This window comes from Stappia sp. P2PMeth1, assembly GCF_900185735.1.
Lineage (GTDB): Bacteria > Pseudomonadota > Alphaproteobacteria > Rhizobiales > Stappiaceae > Stappia.
Genome location: NZ_FYAW01000044.1, coordinates 1 through 1,554, shown reverse-complemented (window position 1 = coordinate 1,554; position 1,554 = coordinate 1). Strand labels below are relative to the sequence as shown.

Genomic DNA, 1,554 nt, shown 5'->3' with positions numbered 1-1,554 from the left:
ACCGGGATGCGGGAACCGGCGGCTTGGCCGTCGCCGGGAACCTGATCGCGCGGCAGTTCGCCACCGATGGCCCGAACCGCAAGTGGGCGGCAGACATCACCCATCTGTGGACCGGTCAGGGCTGGCTGGGACTGTCAGGAATTTCGTGCGTGAGGCCATGATGATGGAAAGGAGAATCATCACATGGCCATTGAGAAGGAACTGCTGGATCGTCTGCTTGCGGGCCGCGATCCGAACGACGTCTTCGCCAAGGACGGGCTCGTCGACGATCTGAAGAAGGCGCTATCGGAGCGCATTCTGCATGCCGAATTGGATGAGCACCTGGACGATGAGCGCGAGGCCGATGGCCCTGCCAATCGTCGCAACGGGCATTCGAAGAAGACTGTGCTGACCGGCACGTCCAAGATGACTTTGTCAATTCCCCGCGATCGGGCTGGCACCTTCGACCCGAAGCTGATCGCCAAATATCAGCGCCGTTTTCCCGATTTCGACGAGAAGATCATCTCCATGTATGCCCGTGGCATGACGGTGCGCGAGATCCGTGGTCACCTGGAGGATCTCTACGGCATCGACGTGTCGCCCGACCTGATCTCGGCCGTGACCAATGCGGTGCTGGAGGAAGTGGGCGAATGGCAGAACAGGCCACTCGACGCGCTCTATCCGCTGGTCTTCTTCGACGCCATTCGGGTCAAGATCAGGGATGAGGGCTTCGTTCGCAACAAGGCCGTCTACATCGCGCTCGGCATTCTGCCCGACGGCGCCAAGGAGGTTCTCGGCATCTGGATCGAGCAGACGGAGGGCGCCAAGTTCTGGCTGCGCGTCATGAACGAACTGAAGAACCGCGGCATCGGCGACATCCTGATCGCCGTGGTCGACGGCCTGAAGGGCTTCCCAGAAGCAATCAACGCTGTCTTCCCACAGACGATCGTTCAGACCTGCATCGTTCACCTAATCCGGCATTCACTCGAGTTCGTGTCGTGGAAGGACCGCAAGCCCGTCGTTCCGGCGCTCAGGGCCATCTACCGGGCTCAGGACGCAGAGGCAGGCATGAAGGCGCTGGAGGAGTTCGAGACCGGCTACTGGGGCCAGCGATATCCGGCGATCGCGCTTAGCTGGCGGCGCAACTGGGAGCACGTCATTCCCTTCTTCGCCTTCCCGGAAAGCGTGCGCCGGATCATATACACGACCAACGCCATCGAGGCGCTGAACTCGAAGCTGCGGCGAGCCGTGCGCACCCGTGGTCACTTCCCAAGTGACGAGGCGGCGATGAAGCTGTTATATCTGGTGCTCAATCACGCGGCCGAGGAATGGAAACGGCCCCCGCGCGAATGGTTCGAGGCCAAGACGCAATTCGCCGTCGCATTCGGCGAAAGGTTCGTCAGCCAATGACGGAAACAGGCCTCGCGCACAAAATATCCGACACTCCCGGCTGGCTCTATCTGGCCGTCATCCTCGACCTGTACGCCCGGCGGATCGTCGCGTGGGAGGCTTCCGACCGGCTGCATGCGGGCGTGGCCCTGTCGGCCCTCGACAAGGCCATCGCCTTGCGCGGGG

General features: G+C 62.0%; 1 protein-coding gene and 1 pseudogene. Both read left to right on the top strand.

What is annotated here, in order from left to right; translation table 11 throughout:
• Positions 1–183 precede the first annotated feature (183 nt).
• A complete protein-coding gene (locus P2PM1_RS22430) occupies positions 184–1,389 on the top strand; it encodes an IS256 family transposase (protein WP_186400624.1) in 1,206 nt (401 codons plus the stop codon).
• Between the two features lie 38 nt (positions 1,390–1,427).
• Positions 1,428–1,554, top strand: a pseudogene (locus tag P2PM1_RS25600) (IS3 family transposase); the annotation flags it as partial.